Source organism: Mycobacterium sp. E183 (assembly GCF_001667735.1).
GTDB lineage: Bacteria > Actinomycetota > Actinomycetes > Mycobacteriales > Mycobacteriaceae > Mycobacterium.
This window is the reverse complement of the sequence record NZ_LZJN01000184.1, coordinates 1-15,908: the sequence shown is the minus strand read 5'-3', so window position 1 is coordinate 15,908 and position 15,908 is coordinate 1. Positions and strand designations below refer to the sequence as shown.

Here is a 15,908-nt window from a genome sequence, read left to right as displayed (position 1 = left end):
TGCAGCAAATTCCGTGACTCGGCGAGAGTCGCATCGGGGCAGCTGACGGCCAAGTTAGGCGAGAGGTAGTGATGGTGGATCAACTCCAGCATGCGACCGAAGCGCTGCGCAAAGCGCTGGTCCAGGTCGAGCGCCTGAAACGCACCAACCGTGCGCTGCTGGAGCGGTCGAGCGAGCCGATCGCGATCGTCGGTATGTCCTGCCGCTTCCCCGGCGGAGTCGAGACACCAGAAGACCTGTGGCAGATGGTGGCCGACGGCCGCGATGTGATCACCGATTTCCCCAACGATCGCGGCTGGGACCTGGCGAGCCTGTACGACCCGGACCCCGACGCCCGCCACAAGACCTACGCGCGGACCGGCGGTTTCGTGGACGGTGTCGCCGACTTCGATCCGGCCTTTTTCGGCATCGCTCCGAGCGAGGCACTCGCGATGGACCCGCAACATCGGATGCTGCTGGAACTGTCTTGGGAGGCCTTGGAACGGGGCGGCATCGACCCGAGCGGGCTGCGGGGCAGCGCGACCGGGGTGTTCGCCGGGCTTATCGTCCAGGGCTACGGCATGCTCGCCGAGGAGATCGAGGGCTACCGCCTGACCGGCATGACCTCCAGCGTCGCCTCCGGTCGGGTGTCGTATGTGCTGGGACTCGAGGGCCCGGCGGTGTCGGTGGACACGGCGTGTTCGTCGTCGTTGGTCGCGTTGCACATGGCGGTTCAGTCGTTGCGCTCGGGGGAGTGCGATCTGGCGCTGGCCGGGGGCGCGACCGTCAACGCCACCCCGACGGTCTTCGTCGAGTTCAGCCGCCACCGAGGGCTGGCCCCCGACGGCCGGTCCAAGGCGTACGCCGGGGCTGCCGACGGAGTCGGCTGGTCGGAGGGCGGGGCGATGCTCGTCGTCGAGCGGCTCTCGGATGCCAGGCGGTTGGGCCATCCGGTGCTGGCGCTGGTGCGCGGCTCGGCGGTCAATCAGGACGGCGCATCGAACGGGCTGACCGCGCCCAACGGCCCCTCGCAGCAGCGGGTGGTGCGGGCGGCGCTGGCCAATGCCGGCCTGTCGACGGCAGACGTCGACGTGGTGGAAGGCCACGGAACAGGCACCACGCTGGGCGACCCCATCGAGGCCCAGGCGTTGTTGGCGACGTACGGCCAGGACCGGCCCGAGCCCCTGTGGCTGGGCTCGATCAAGTCGAACATGGGCCATACCCAGGCCGCCGCGGGCGTGGCGGGCGTGATCAAGATGGTCCAGGCCATGCGTCACGAAATGCTGCCGGCGACACTGCATGTGGACGTGCCCAGCCCGCACGTCGATTGGTCGGCGGGATCGGTCTCGTTGCTGACCGAGGCGCGGCCCTGGCCCGCGAATCGCCACGTACAACGGGCCGGGGTGTCGTCGTTCGGGATCAGCGGCACCAACGCACACGTGATCATCGAGGCGGTCCCGGCGCCCGAGCCGCTGACCGACCGCCCGAAGCCCGCGACGGTGCCGTGGGCGTTGTCGGCAAAGTCACTGTCGGCGTTGAGGTCTCAGGCCGCCCGGTTGGCCGGGCACCTGCGCGGCCACGACGAGATCGACGTCGCCGACGTGGCCTGGTCGTTGGCCGGCCGCGCCACCTTCGAGCACCGGGCCGTCGTCGTCGGTGCCGATCGGGATCGATTGCTGGCCGGGCTCGACGAGTTGGCCGCCTCAGATATTCAGGACCCGGCCGGTTCGGTCATCCAGGGCAGCGCGCCACCCGCGGGCAAGAACGTCTTCGTGTTCCCCGGCCAAGGCTCGCAATGGCTGGGTATGGGGATCGAATTGCTCGACACCGCACCGGTATTCGCGCACCAGATCGACGCGTGCGCGGAAGTCTTCGCGGAATTCGTCGACTGGTCGCTGATCGACGTGCTGCGCGGCAACGCGGACGCCCCGGGCTTGGACCGGGTGGACGTCGTGCAGCCGGTGCTGTTCGCGGTGATGGTGTCGCTGGCCGAACTGTGGAAGTCGGTCGGCGTCAGCCCCGACGCGGTGATCGGCCATTCGCAGGGAGAGATCGCCGCCGCGTTCGTCGCCGGCGCGCTGTCGCTGCGCGACGCCGCTCAGGTGGTCACGCTGCGCAGCAAGTTGTTGCGGTCGATGGCCCACTCCGGAGGCATGCTGTCCATCGCGTGCAGCACCGAACGCGCACGGGAGTTGTTGGCGCCCTACGGCAACCGTGTCAGCATCGCCGCCGTCAACGGCCCCTCGGCGGTGGTCGTGTCGGGCGAAGTGGCCGCGCTCGACGAACTCGCCGGTTTCTGCGTGGACCTGGAGCTGCGCACCCGCCGGATCGACGTGGACTACGCGTCGCACTCGGTCGAGGTCGAGGCCATTCGCGACGAGCTGGCCGAGGCCCTGGCCGGCATCGAGCCCCGTTCCTCGCGTGTCGCCTTCTTCTCCACCGTGACCGGAAGCCGTTTGGACACAGCCGGTTTGGACGCGGCCTACTGGTACCGCAACATTCGGCAGACCGTGCAGTTCGACCAGGCGGTGCGCGCCGCCTGCGAGCACGGGTACCGCACGTTCATCGAATCCAGCCCGCACCCCGCGCTGATCGCCGGGATCGAAGGCAGCGCCAACGACTGCCTGAAAAACTCGGCCGGCGACCCCGAGGCCATCGTGGTTCCCACCCTGGGCCGCGATGACGGCGGCCTCGAGCGCTTCCTCACGTCGGCCGCCGCAGCATTCGCGGCCGGTGTGAGCGTGAACTGGCGTGGCGTCTTGTCCGGGGCGGGCTTCGTGGAACTGCCCACCTACGCCTTTGACCGGCGCAGGTTTTGGCTGTCCGGCGAGGGCATCGGGGCCGACGCCGCCGGGCTGGGGCTCGGGACCAGCGAGCACGCATTGCTCAGCGCTGTCGTCGAACTGCCGGCCTCGGACGGGGTGCTGCTGACCGGCCGGCTGTCGCCCGGCCTGCAGGGCTGGCTGGCCGATCACGCCGTCTCCGGTGCCGCGGTGTTCCCCGGCGCGGGTTTCGTCGAGTTGGCGATCCGGGCCGGCGACGAAGTCGGCTGCTCGGTGGTCGACGAACTCACATTGCAGGCGCCCCTGATGTTGCCCGCGGCCAGTTCCGTTGCCGTGCAGGTCGTTGTCGGTCCCAGCGAAGAATCGGGGCGCCGCGCCGTCTCGGTGTTCTCCCGCGCCGACGCCGGTTCGGCGTGGGTGTGTCACGCGGAGGGTGTGCTGAGTTCGCGGTCCATCGAGCCCCGCGCCGATCTGTCGGTGTGGCCGCCCGCGGGCGCGGTTGCCGTGGAGGTCGCCGACGGCTACGACCAGCTCGCGGCGCACGGCTACGGGTACGGCCCGGCGTTTCGTGGTTTGACCGCGGCCTGGGTCCGCGGCGACGAGGTGTTCGCCGAAGTGCGCCTGCCGGACGCGGCCGGGGGCGTCAGCGGTTTCGGGATGCACCCGGCGCTGCTCGACGCGGCGATGCACGCGGTCGTCATGGCACACCACGCGGCGGGCCGGCCCGTCGAACTAATGCTGCCGTTCTCGTGGCAGGACGTGTCGTTGCATGCCGCGGGCGCGACCGCGGTCCGCGTGCGGATCGCACCGACCGACAATGGCCCGCAGGCGGGTGCCGGCACCGCCGCCATCTCGATCGAGCTGGCCGACGGGCTGGGCCTGCCGGTGCTGTCGGTGGGGACAATGGTCGCCCGGCCGGTGAGCGAGCGGCAGCTGCGCGCGGCGGTGTCGAGCTCCGGCCCGGAGCGATTGTTCGACGTCGCCTGGTCGCCGGCCTCCGCAACGGCCGTCACGGACCAGGCGCCGCCGCACGAGATTCTGGAATCCCTTGCCGGTGAACAAGATCCGGTCACCGCAACCTACGAGCGCACCCACCGGGCGCTGGCCGCCGCGCAGGCATGGCTGACCGAGCGCGACTCCGGCGTGCTGATCGTGGCCACCCGGGGGGCGGTCGGACTGCCGGGCGAGGACATCAGCGACCTGCCCGGCGCGGCCGTATGGGGGCTGGTGCGTTCGGCGCAGACGGAGCACCCCGGCCGCATCGTCCTGGTGGATTCCGATGTGCCGCTCGATGATCGGGCGGTCGCGTCGGCGCTCGCGACCGGCGAACCCCAGGTCTTGCTGCGCAACGGCCAGGTCTACACCGCGCGGGTTCGGCCCAGCCGCGCGGTCGACGACCTTTTGGTGCCTCCGGGCGACGGTCCCTGGCGACTGGGCATCGGCACCGCCGGCACCTTTGAAAACCTGCGGCTGGAGCCGGTTCCCAACGCCGACGCGCCGCTGGAGCCGGGTCAGGTGCGGGTGGCGCTGCGCGCGATCGCGGCCAACTTCCGCGACATCATGATCACCCTGGGCATGTTCACCCATGACGCGTTGCTCGGTGGTGAAGGCGCCGGCGTGGTCGTCGAAGTCGGTCCCGGGGTCAACGAATTCGCCGTCGGCGACTCGGTCTACGGATTTTTCCCCGACGGTAGCGGCACGCTGGTCCCGGGCGATGTCCGCCTGCTGCAGCCGATGCCGGCGGACTGGTCCTACGCCGAGGCCGCCGCGATCTCGGCGGTCTTCACCACCGCCTACATGGCCTTCGTGCACCTGGCCGACGTCAAGCCGGGCCAGCGGGTGCTGGTGCACGCGGCGGCCGGCGGTGTCGGCATGGCCGCGGTCCAGCTCGGCCGCTACCTGGGTCTCGAGATCTTCGCGACTGCCAGCCGCGGTAAATGGGACACGTTGCGGGCCATGGGCTTCGACGACGACCACATCTCGGATTCCCGCAGCCTGGAGTTCGAGGAGAAGTTCCGGGCCGTGACCGCCGGTCGCGGGGTGGATGTGGTGCTCGATTCGCTGGCGGGCGACTTCGTGGACGCCTCCCTGCGCCTGGTGGCTCCCGGCGGCGTGTTCTTGGAGATGGGCAAGACCGACATCCGCGACCCCGGCGTGATCGCCCAGCAATACCCCGGCGTGCGCTACCGCGCCTTCGACCTCTTCGAGCCCGGCCGTCCCCGGATGCACCAGTGGATGAACGAGTTGGCCGGGCTCTTCGAAGCCGGTGTGCTACGGCCGTTGCCGGTGACCACCTTCGACATCCGGCGCGGTCGCGCGGCGTTGCGGTACCTGAGCCAGGCCCGCCACATCGGCAAGGTCGTCATGACCCTTCCGGGTGCCCTGGCGACCGGCACGGTGCTCATCACCGGTGGAACCGGGATGGCGGGTTCGACGCTGGCCCGCCACCTCGTCGCGCACCACGGTGTGCGGAACATGGTGTTGCTCAGCCGCACCGGTCCCGACGCGCCCGGGGCAGCCGAGCTGATCGCCGAATTGGAGCAAGCCGGCGCCCGGGTGCGCGCCGTCGCGTGCGATGCCGCCGACCGGGCGGCATTGGCCTCGGTGCTCGCCGACATCCCGGCGGAGCATCCGCTGAGCGGGGTGATCCATGCAGCGGGCGTGCTCGACGACGCGGTCGTCACATCCTTGACCGCTGAGCGAGTGGACGCGGTGTTGCGCGCCAAGGTAGATGCGGCCTGGAATCTGCACGAGCTCACCCGCGACCTCGATCTCGCTGCGTTCGTGATGTTTTCGTCGATGGCCGGGCTGGTGGGGTCGTCGGGCCAGGCCAACTACGCGGCGGCCAACTCGTTCCTCGACGGGCTGGCCGCGCACCGCCGGGCTCTCGGGTTGCCCGCGATCTCGCTGGGCTGGGGACTGTGGGATCAGGCCAGCGCCATGACCGGTGGGCTGGACGCCGCCGACATCGCCCGGCTCGGTCGCGACGGGATCCTGGCTCTGTCGTCGGACGAGGCGATGGAATTGTTCGACGCCGCCCTGATCGTCGACGAGCCGTTCCTCGCGCCCGCCCGCATCGACCTGAACGCGCTGCGCGCCCACGCCACCGCAGTGCCACCCATGTTCGCCGACCTGGTCAACGCGCCCGCGCGGCGTCAGGTCGACGACTCACTGGCCGCCGCCAAATCGAAATCGGCCTTGGCGCATCGGCTGCACGGCCTGACCGAACCCGAACAGCACGCCGTGCTGCTGGACCTGGTCCGCGCGCACATCGCCACCGTGTTGGGCAACACCACACCGGAGGCGATCGACCCGGACAAGGCGTTCCAGGACTTGGGCTTCGACTCGCTGACCGCGGTCGAAATGCGCAACCGGCTGAAAACCGCGACCGGGCTTGCCCTTTCACCCACCCTCATCTTCGACTACCCGACACCGAACGGCCTCGCGGGTTACATTCGGGGCGAACTCGCGGGAGTGCCGCAGGAAGTCGCGCCCGCCCCGGCCGTCCGTGCCGTCGGCGACGACCCGATCGTGATCGTCGGCATGGCGTGCCGGTATCCGGGCGGGGTCACTTCCCCCGACGATCTGTGGCGGATGCTCGTCGAGCAGCGTGACGTGCTCTCGGACTTCCCCACCGACCGCGGCTGGGACCTGGCCGGCATCTACAACCCGGACCCCGACGTCCCTGGCACGTGTTACACCCGCACCGGCGGGTTCGTCGAGGGCGTCGCGGACTTCGACCCCGCCTTCTTCGGTATCGCGCCCAGCGAGGCGCTGGCGATGGACCCGCAGCAGCGGATGTTCCTCGAGCTGTCCTGGGAAGCCTTGGAGCGGGCCGGAATCGAACCCGGCGCGTTGCGGGGCAGCGCGACCGGCGTCTTCGCCGGGGTCTACACGCAGGGCTATGGCATGGGCGCCGCCCCGGCCGCGGAGGGCTTCCGCCTGACCGGGCAGTCGTCGAGCGTGGCGTCGGGCCGGGTGTCGTACGCCCTGGGCCTGGAGGGCCCGGCGGTGTCGGTGGACACGGCGTGTTCCTCGTCGCTGGTGGCGCTGCACATGGCGGCGCAGTCCCTGCGCTCGGGCGAATGCGACCTGGCGCTCGCCGGCGGCGTCACCGTGAACGCCACACCCGACATCTTCGTGGAATTCAGCCGCATGCGCGGGCTTTCCGCCGACGGCCGATGCAAGGCGTACGCCGGGGCCGCCGACGGCACCGGATTCTCCGAGGGCGGCGGCATGCTGGTGGTCGAGCGGTTGTCGGATGCGCAGCGGCTCGGGCACCCGGTGCTGGCGGTGGTCCGCGGTTCGGCGATCAACCAGGACGGCGCCTCCAACGGCCTCACCGCGCCCAACGGCCCGTCCCAGCAGCGGGTGGTGCGCGCCGCGCTGGCCAACGCCGGCCTGTCCGCGGCCGACGTCGACGTCGTCGAAGGCCACGGCACGGGGACCACGTTGGGCGATCCCATTGAGGCCCAGGCGTTGTTGGCCACTTACGGGCAGGGCCGTGCCGAACCGCTCCTGCTTGGCTCGATCAAGTCGAACATCGGTCACACGCAGGCCGCCGCCGGCGTGGCCGGCGTGATCAAGATGGTGCTGGCGATGCGCCACGACCTGCTGCCGGCGACGCTGCACGTCGACGAACCCAGCCCGCACGTCGACTGGTCGATGGGTTCGGTGGCGCTGCTGACCGAGTCGCAGCCCTGGACGGCCGATCATCCGCGGCGGGCCGGCGTGTCGTCATTCGGCATCAGCGGCACCAACGCGCACGTGATCATCGAGTCCGCGCCCGTCGGCGCCGCGCCGGTTGCCGAACGCGCCACGGCGCCGCTCGTTCCGTGGGTGGTATCCGCGAAGTCGTTGTCGGCGTTGGGTTCCCAGGCCGCACGGCTGGCCGAGCACGTACGCCAGCGCGGCGACCTCGACGCCGGTGATGTGGCGTGGTCGTTGGCTGGCCGGTCGAACTTCGAGCATCGCGCCGTCGTTGTGGGTGGTGATCGCGAGCTGTTGCTGGCCGGCCTCGATGAGTTGGCCGCCGGTGAACTCGGAGCGGTCGTCCAGGGCACGGTCACGCCCGGCGGCAAGACCGTCTTCGTCTTCCCCGGCCAGGGCGCCCAAATTCTCGGCATGGGCATGGGTTTGCACGCCGCCTACCCGGTGTTCGCCGAGGCGTTCAACACCGTCGTGGCCGAGTTGGACCGGCATTTGCTGCGGCCGTTGCGCGAAGTCATGTGGGGCCACGACGAAAATCTCTTGAACACCACCGAATTCGCCCAGCCGGCGTTGTTCGCGGTGGAAGTCGCCCTGTTCCGGTTGCTCGAATCCTGGGGCATCCATCCCGACTTCGTGCTGGGCCACTCGATTGGTGAGCTGTCGGCCGCGCACGTCGCCGGCGTCTTGTCGCTGGAAAACGCGGCGGTGCTGGTCGCCGCTCGCGGCCGTTTCATGCAGGCCCTGCCCGAGGGTGGGGCGATGATCGCCGTGCAGGCCACCGAGGATGAGGTGCGACCGCTGCTGGTGCCCGGGGTCGGCATCGCCGCGGTCAACGGGCCGATGTCGGTGGTCATTTCGGGGGTCGAGGACAAGGTGTCCGCGATTGCGGGCCAACTCCGGGCCGACGGGCGCCGTGTCCACCAGTTGGCGGTGTCCCACGCGTTCCACTCGCCGTTGATGGATCCGATGGTCGACGAATTCGGCACGGTCGCCGCCGGTCTCGCAATCGGCAGCCCGACGATACCGATCGTGTCGAACCTCACCGGACAGCTGGCGGCCGACGACTTCGCTTCGGCGGCCTATTGGAAACGGCACATCCGCGAAGCCGTGCGGTTCGCCGACAGCGTGCGCTTCGTGCATTCGGCCGGCGCAAACCGCTTCCTCGAGGTCGGTCCCAGCAGCGGGTTGACGGCATCGATCGAAGAATCGCTTCCCGACGCTCCGGTGATCACCATGTCGGCGCTACGCAAAGACCGCCCGGAGCCGCTGGCCCTGACCAACGCGGTCGCGCAGGGATTCGTCGCCGGGATGGACGTGGACTGGCGCCGCGCCATCGGCAAAGCCAATTTCGTGGAATTGCCCACCTACGCGTTCGAGCGCCGGCGGTTCTGGCTCTCCGGCGCCGGAGCCACGGTCGACGCCGCGGGTTTGGGGCTCGCGCCCGGCGAGCACGCCCTGCTCGGTGCGGTGGTGGAACTGCCGGCGTCCGGCGGGGTGGTACTGACGGGCCGGTTGTCGCCCAGTGCGCAGGGCTGGCTGGCGGATCACGCCGTCGGCGGCGTGGTGCTGTTCCCCGGCGCTGGATTCGTGGAGCTCGCGATCCGCGCCGGCGACGAGGTGGGCTGCGGCGTTGTCGACGAGCTGAATCTGGCGGCGCCGCTGGTGTTGCCGGGCTCCGGATCGGTCGCGGTGCAGGTCGTCGTCGGCGGCGCTGACGAATCGGGTGCCCGTGCGGTGTCGGTCTTTTCGCGCGCTGACGTGGGTTCGGGCTGGTCGTTGCACGCCGAGGGCGTCCTGCGTGCGGGCGAGGTGCAGCCGAGCGCGGACCTGTCGGTGTGGCCACCGATGGGTGCCACCGCGGTCGACGTCGGCGACGGCTATGAGCGCCTCGCCGAGCGCGGATACGGCTACGGCCCCGCGTTCCGCGGCCTGACCTCGATGTGGCGTCGCGGCGACGAAGTCTTCGCGGAAGTGACCCTGCCCGCGGACACGGGGGTTTCGGCGGCCGGGTTCGGCGTCCACCCGGTTATGCTCGACGCGGCCCTGCACGCGGTGATCTTGGCGTCCGACGGCGACGAACTCCCCGAAGGTTCGATGTTGGTGCCATTCTCCTGGCAGCGGGTCTCGCTGCACGCCGCGGGCGCGACGGCGGTGCGCGCACGGATCGTGCCGGTGAGTGATTCGGCGGTGTCGATCGAACTTGCCGACGGGTTGGGGCTGCCGGTGCTCTCGGTGGCGTCGATGGTGGCCCGGCCGGTGACCGACCAGCAGCTGCTGGCGGCGGTCTCGAGTTCGGGACCCGACCGGCTCTTCGAGGTCATCTGGTCGGCCCAGCGGTCGACGTCGGTGCAGCCTGTGACGGTATCACTCTGGGGCGCAACGGAATCAGATGGTCCCGAGACGCAGCCGTCGGCGGTCGTCTTCGAATCGGCGCCGGTGGTCGACGATGTCGTGGCCGATGTCTACGCGGCCACGCGCGCGGTCCTGCCGGTGCTGCAGTCCTGGCTGGCCCGCGACGGCGCGGGCACCCTGGTCGTGGCGACCCGCGGCGCGATGGCGTTGCCGGGGGAGGACGTCACCGATCTTGCGGGCGCGGCGGTGTGGGGACTGGTGCGCTCGGCGCAAACCGAACACCCCGGTCGCATCGTGCTCGTCGACACCGATGCCCGGTTGGACGACGAGTCCGTCGGAGCGGCGTTGTCGGTCGGCGAGCCGCAGGTATTGCTGCGCGACGGGGCGGTGTACACCGCGCGGGTGCATGGCACTCGCGCAGTCGGCGGCCTGCTGGTGCCCCCGGCCGACGGGCCGTGGCGACTCGGCATGAGCAGTTACGGCACGTTCGAGAATCTGCGGCTGGAACGGATCCCGGACGCCGACGCCCCGCTGGCGCCCGGGCAGGTTCGGGTCGCCCTGTCGGCCCTGGCCGCCAACTTCCGCGACGTGATGATCGCGCTGGGGCTCTACCCGGACCCGGATGCCGTCATGGGCATCGAGGCCTCTGGTGTGGTCATCGAAACTGGGCCGGGCAGCGGGCGTTTCGCGGTCGGCGACCGGGTGATGGGTCTGTTCCCCGATGGCACCGGCACGATCGGCAGGACCGACCAGCGCCTGCTCGCCAAGATGCCGGCCGGGTGGTCGCACACCGCGGCCGCCACCACCACGGTGGTATTCGCCACCGCCTTCTACGCGCTGGTGGACCTGGCCGCCGCCAAACGGGGCCAGCGGGTGCTGGTGCACGCCGCCGCCGGTGGGGTGGGAATGGCCGCGGTGCAGCTGGCCCGCCACCTGGGCCTCGAAGTCTTCGCGACCGCCAGCCGGGGCAAGTGGGACACCCTGCGCGCCATGGGCTTTGACGAGGACCACATCTCGGACTCCCGCAGCCTGGACTTCGAGGAGAAGTTCCGGGCGGTCACCGGCGGGCGCGGCATGGACCTGGTGCTGGACTCGCTGTCCGGCGACTTCGTCGACGCCTCCCTGCGACTCGTCGCCCCCGGCGGCGCGTTCCTGGAGATGGGCAAGACCGACATGCGCGACCCCGAGGCGGTGGCCCAGGCACACGCCGGTGTGCGCTATCGCGCCTTCGACCTGTTCGAGGCCGGGCCGGACCGCATCGCGCAGATACTCGACGAACTGACCGCGATGTTCGGTGATGACGTGCTGCGGCCGTTGCCGGTAACCAGGTTTGACGTACGACGCGCACCGGCGGCATTGCGGTATTTGAGCCAGGCCCGCCACGTGGGCAAGGTCGTCATGACCATGCCGGACGCCTGGGCGGCGGGCACCGTCATGATCACCGGTGCCACCGGGATGGCGGGTTCGGCCCTGGCCCGCCACGTGGTCAGGCGCCACGACGCGCGGAACCTGGTGCTGGTCAGCCGGCGTGGTCTCGACGCGCCGGGCGCCGCCGAACTGGTGACGGAACTCAACGCCGCCGGTGCGCAGGTGCAGGTGGTGGCCTGTGACGCCGCCGACCGCGAGGCGCTGGCCAAGGTGATCGCCGACATTCCGGTGCACCGGCCGCTGTCGGGTGTGATCCACGCGGCCGGTGTACTCGACGACGCGGTGATCTCGTCGCTCACCCCGGAGCGGGTGGCGTCGGTGTTGCGGGCCAAGGTCGATGCCGCATGGAACCTGCACGAGCTGACCCGCGACCTGGATGTGTCTGCGTTCGTGATGTTTTCGTCGATGGCGGGTTTGGCGGGAGCGTCGGGTCAGGCCAACTACGCGGCGGCCAACTCGTTCCTGGATGGACTGGCCGTGCACCGGCGCAACCATGGCCTGCCGGCGATGTCGCTGGCGTGGGGGTTGTGGGATCAGGCCAGCGCCATGACCGGCGCGCTCGGTGCGGCCGACCGTGCCCGGTTCGGCCGCGACGGAATCGTCGCGATGTCGTCCGATGAGGCACTGGAATTGATGGACACCGCGCTCATCGTCGACGAGCCGTTCCTGTTGCCCGCCCACATCGACCTCGCCGCGTTGCGGGTCAAGTTCGATAGCGGGACGCTGCCGCCGATGTTCGTCGATCTGATCAACGCGCCGACCCGGCGTCAGGTCGACGATTCGCTGGCCGCGGCGAAGTCGAAATCCGCTCTGCTGCAGCGCCTCGAAGGGCTTCCGGAGGACGAGCAGCAGGCGGTTCTGCTGGACTTGGTGCGGGCCAACATCGCCACCGTGCTCGGCAACTCCAGCCCGGAGTCGATCGACCCCGACCGCGCATTCCAGGAATTGGGTTTCGACTCGCTGACCGCGGTCGAAATGCGCAACCGGCTGAAATCCGCTACCGGCCTGGCGTTGTCACCCACGCTGATCTTCGATTACCCGAACTCCGCCGCCCTGGCCGGTTACATGCACCGCGAACTTGTCGGCGCGGCCGAGCAGCAGACGCCCGCCGCCGCGCCGGGTGAGGCCGAGATCCAGCGCGCCGTGGGTTCGATTCCGGTCAAGCGCCTGCGGCAGGCCGGGGTGCTGGAGCTGTTGCTCGCGTTGGCGAACGAGGCCGACGGCGGTCGGGGGGACGGACAGTCGCCGGCCGCCGCGGCGACCTCGGAGAAGGACATCGCGGACATGGATCTCGAGGATCTCGTCAACGCGGCGCTGATGGACGACGACGAGTAGCCATGGGTCTGCGCAAGGGCAATCAGTGAGAGTCGCGATCACCGGGGCCAGCGGTGTGCTCGGCCGCGGCCTCACCGCCCGCTTGCTCAGCCAGGGCCACGATGTCACCGGGATAGCCCGGCACCGGACCGAAAGCTGGCCCAGTGCGGCCGAATTCGTCGTGGCCGACATCCGGGACACCGACACGGTCACCCGCGCCTTGGCCGGCGCGGACGTTGTCGTCCACTGCGCGTGGGCAACGAGTCCCGGACACGACGACCGAATCAGCCGGCAGGTCAACATCGACGGCACCCGCAATGTGCTGGCGGCGATGGCCGAGACCCGGGCCAGAAGGATCGTCTTCGCATCGTCGGCCCATGTTTACGGCGGCGGGGACGCACCGAAGACCGAGCACGACGAGAGAACGCCGATCGGCGACGACGGCCGGCACAAGGCAATGGTCGAGCAGATGCTCGAGGATTCGGACCTGGAGTGGGTCGCGATCCGCTCCGCGCTGATCCTCGGCCGAAGCGTGGACAACTGGGTGCGCCGGCTGCTGGCGCTGCCGGTATTCCCGGATGGATCGGCCGACCGCCTGATGCAGGTGGTCCACCCCGACGACGCCCTTCGGTTATTTCACCGGGCGATCGTCGACGACGAAATCGGCAGCGGTCCAGTCAATCTCGCCGCTCCGGGCGAGCTGACGTTCCGCCGGATCGCCGCTGCGCTCGGACGCCCCGTCATGCGGTTGGGCTTCGAACTGGCCGAGTTGGAACTGGTGCACGGCGCCGCGTTCATGGATACCGCGCGGCTGCGTGAGCAGTGGGGGTTCCGGCCGGCCTGGAACTCCAGTGAATGTGTCGAAGATTTCTCGCTCGCGGTGCGCGGCCGCGTCACGGTGGGCAAGCGGGTGGTGTCACTACCGTGGCGGATGGCCACCATCGGCGACCTTCCGTCCGTCGATGCGCCGACTGAGGACGGGGTGAAGCCCGATTGGGCCGGTCCCGCCGGTGACAACGGGGAATTCGATACCCCGATCGATCCGCGCTTTCCGACGTTTCTGGCCACCAACCTGTCGGAGGCGCTGCCCGGCCCGTTCTCGCCCGCTTCGGCCTCGGCGACCGTGCGCGGGTTGCGCGCCGGCGGCGTGGCAATCGCCGAGCGGCTGCGCCCCGGCGGCGTCGTCCAGCGCGAAATCGCCACGCGAACCGTCGCCGTCTTCGCCCACCGGCTCTACGGGGCCATCACGTCGGCGCATTACATGGCCGAAACCGTACCGTTTGCCAAGCCCACGACCATCGTCAGCAACAGCGGATTCTTCGGACCCAGCATGGCATCGTTGCCGATCTTCGGTGCGGAGCGTGCGCGCTCGGATATCGGCCGGATCCGCAAGCAACTGAGGACCATTCGCAACATCGGGGTCTTCGGCGTCAACCTCATCGGCCTGTCGGCGGGCTCGTCGAAGGACACCCACGAGTTCGTCGCCGACGTCGATCGGCTGGAACGTCTGGCCGACGACGTCGCCCGCCTGGACGATCGTCGGCTGCTGAGTCTGATCACGTTGGCGCGCGACGAGGTGGTGCACGGCTGGGTGCTGGCGTCGGCGTCGTTCATGCTGTGCGCGGCGTTCAACGTCCTGCTGCGCGGTTTGTGTGGACGAGATACCGCCGCGCCGGCGGGCCCCGAATTGGTCAGTGCGCGATCGGTCGAGGCAATGCAGCGGTTGGCGGTCGCCGCACAGCGCGATCCGAAAGTGACAGCGTTGCTCGCCGAACCGGGGGAGCGGCTGGACAAACTCGCCGTCGAGGCGCCGGAGTTTCACGCCGCCGTAGCGGCCGAGCTGGCGCTGATCGGGCATCGCGGGCCCGCCGAACTCGAGATGCTCTCGATCAGCTACTCGGATGATCCCGAGTTGCTCGTCCGGATGGTGACGAAAGCGATGAGCGCCCCTCCGGCACCTCAGCCGCAGCGTCCTCGTATTCCACTGCACGCCAAGCCCGTTGCGCAGCTGGCAGCACACCAGCTGCGCGACCGCGAAGTCCGTCGCGATAAAGTGGTGCGAGCCAACTGGGTGCTACGAAACCTGATGCGCGAGTACGGCCGGAGGTTGGTCGAGGCCGGAATTTTCGACATCGCCGATGATGTGTTCTACCTGCTCGTCGACGAGCTCGATGCGCTTCCCGCGGATGTCGGGGCGCTGGTGGCCCGGCGCCGTGCCGAACAACGCCGGCTGGCCGCCGTGGTTCCGCCGACGGTGTTCAGCGGGAGCTGGCAGCCAACCACGACGACGCCTGCGGCTCTCGCCAGCGGAGAAACTCTGCGCGGGGTCGGCGTGTGCGGGGGGAAGGTTCGCGGCCGGGTGCGTATCGTGCGGCCCGAAACGATCGACGACCTGCAGCCCGGCGAAATCCTCGTCGCGGAGGTCACCGACGTCGGCTACACCGCGGCTTTCTGCTACGCCGCCGCAGTGGTGACCGAACTCGGCGGCCCGATGTCACACGCCGCGGTGGTGGCCCGCGAATTCGGCTTCCCCTGTGTGGTGGACGTTGAGGGAGCCACCAAGTCGTTGCCGCCCGGCGCCCTCGTCGAGGTCGACGGCGTGACCGGCGAAATACGGGTGCTCGCACTGGCCCCGGGAAGTTAGGACTCGGCTGAGTCGGCTAAGGCATCGAATTCGATGTCGAGATCGAGCGGCCCGCTCAGCCCGAGCATCGGCTTCCAACGGGACTCCGTGACGCGGCGCGGGTTGGGCTTGCGCCGGTCGATTTTGAGGGCGCCCGTCGTCCACTGGACGACGCGATGGGTCACGGGTGCGGCGCCGTGTGCTGTTGGGCGGCGTGGCGCGCGAGCCGGTCGTTGTGGATCTTGACCAGTTCGCGGAACCCGAGCCGGTGGTACTTCGGTATCGGCTGGATGCCCCACACGTCCTGCGCGGTGGCCTTGCCTTCGGCGCCCTCCGGCGGCCCGAACGGCGGGTAGGGGTACTTGCACTCCAAAGCGTCGTTGGAGTATCGAATCTTGAGCAGTTCGCTGCAGATCTGCGTGAGGCTCAGCGTGGGGTAGCCGTAGTAGACCGCCATGAACGGCAGCGTGAACGCGCCTTCGATGACGAGCGCCACCAGGCATACCAGGACGGCCCGTTTGATCCATTTGTGCATGCGCGCGTAGTACGGCGTGGTCCCCGGCTCGAGATCCGTTGCCGGTTCCCGTTCTTCGGATGTGGCGGTCATGACGGCGCTCCTTGAGCTAGTCGGTGAAGATTTCTCGGTTGACGGTGTGCAGGTAGGGGATGGCGAGGAACGGGGTGATGTAGAAGATGTCGTAGAGCCACCAGCCGACGAC

The 15,908-nt window shown here is 69.7% G+C and carries 4 protein-coding genes; 2 read left to right on the top strand and 2 right to left on the bottom strand.

What is annotated here, in order from left to right:
• The first annotated feature begins 71 nt into the window (after positions 1-71).
• Positions 72-12,587 carry a type I polyketide synthase gene (locus A5691_RS21560; protein WP_068266788.1) on the top strand — a complete coding sequence of 4,172 codons (12,516 nt, stop codon included), beginning with the start codon at positions 72-74 and terminating at the stop codon, positions 12,585-12,587.
• A 25-nt stretch (positions 12,588-12,612) separates the two neighbouring features.
• Positions 12,613-15,210 (top strand): sugar epimerase family protein, encoded by a 2,598-nt coding sequence (locus tag A5691_RS21555; protein ID WP_067891005.1) that lies wholly within the window; start codon positions 12,613-12,615, stop codon positions 15,208-15,210.
• Here A5691_RS21555 and A5691_RS28155 read toward each other — a convergent pair.
• Together A5691_RS28155 and A5691_RS21550 are read right to left on the bottom strand one after the other, a co-directional pair.
• Positions 15,207-15,374 carry a hypothetical protein gene (locus tag A5691_RS28155; protein ID WP_156670268.1) on the bottom strand — a complete coding sequence of 56 codons (168 nt, stop codon included), beginning with the start codon at positions 15,372-15,374 and terminating at the stop codon, positions 15,207-15,209. The genes A5691_RS21555 and A5691_RS28155 overlap by 4 nt on opposite strands.
• Positions 15,371-15,796: a hypothetical protein gene (locus tag A5691_RS21550; RefSeq protein WP_067891002.1), complete on the bottom strand. Its 426-nt coding sequence runs from the start codon at positions 15,794-15,796 to the stop codon at positions 15,371-15,373. The genes A5691_RS28155 and A5691_RS21550 overlap by 4 nt, the downstream gene beginning before the upstream one ends.
• Positions 15,797-15,908: the final 112 nt, after the last annotated feature.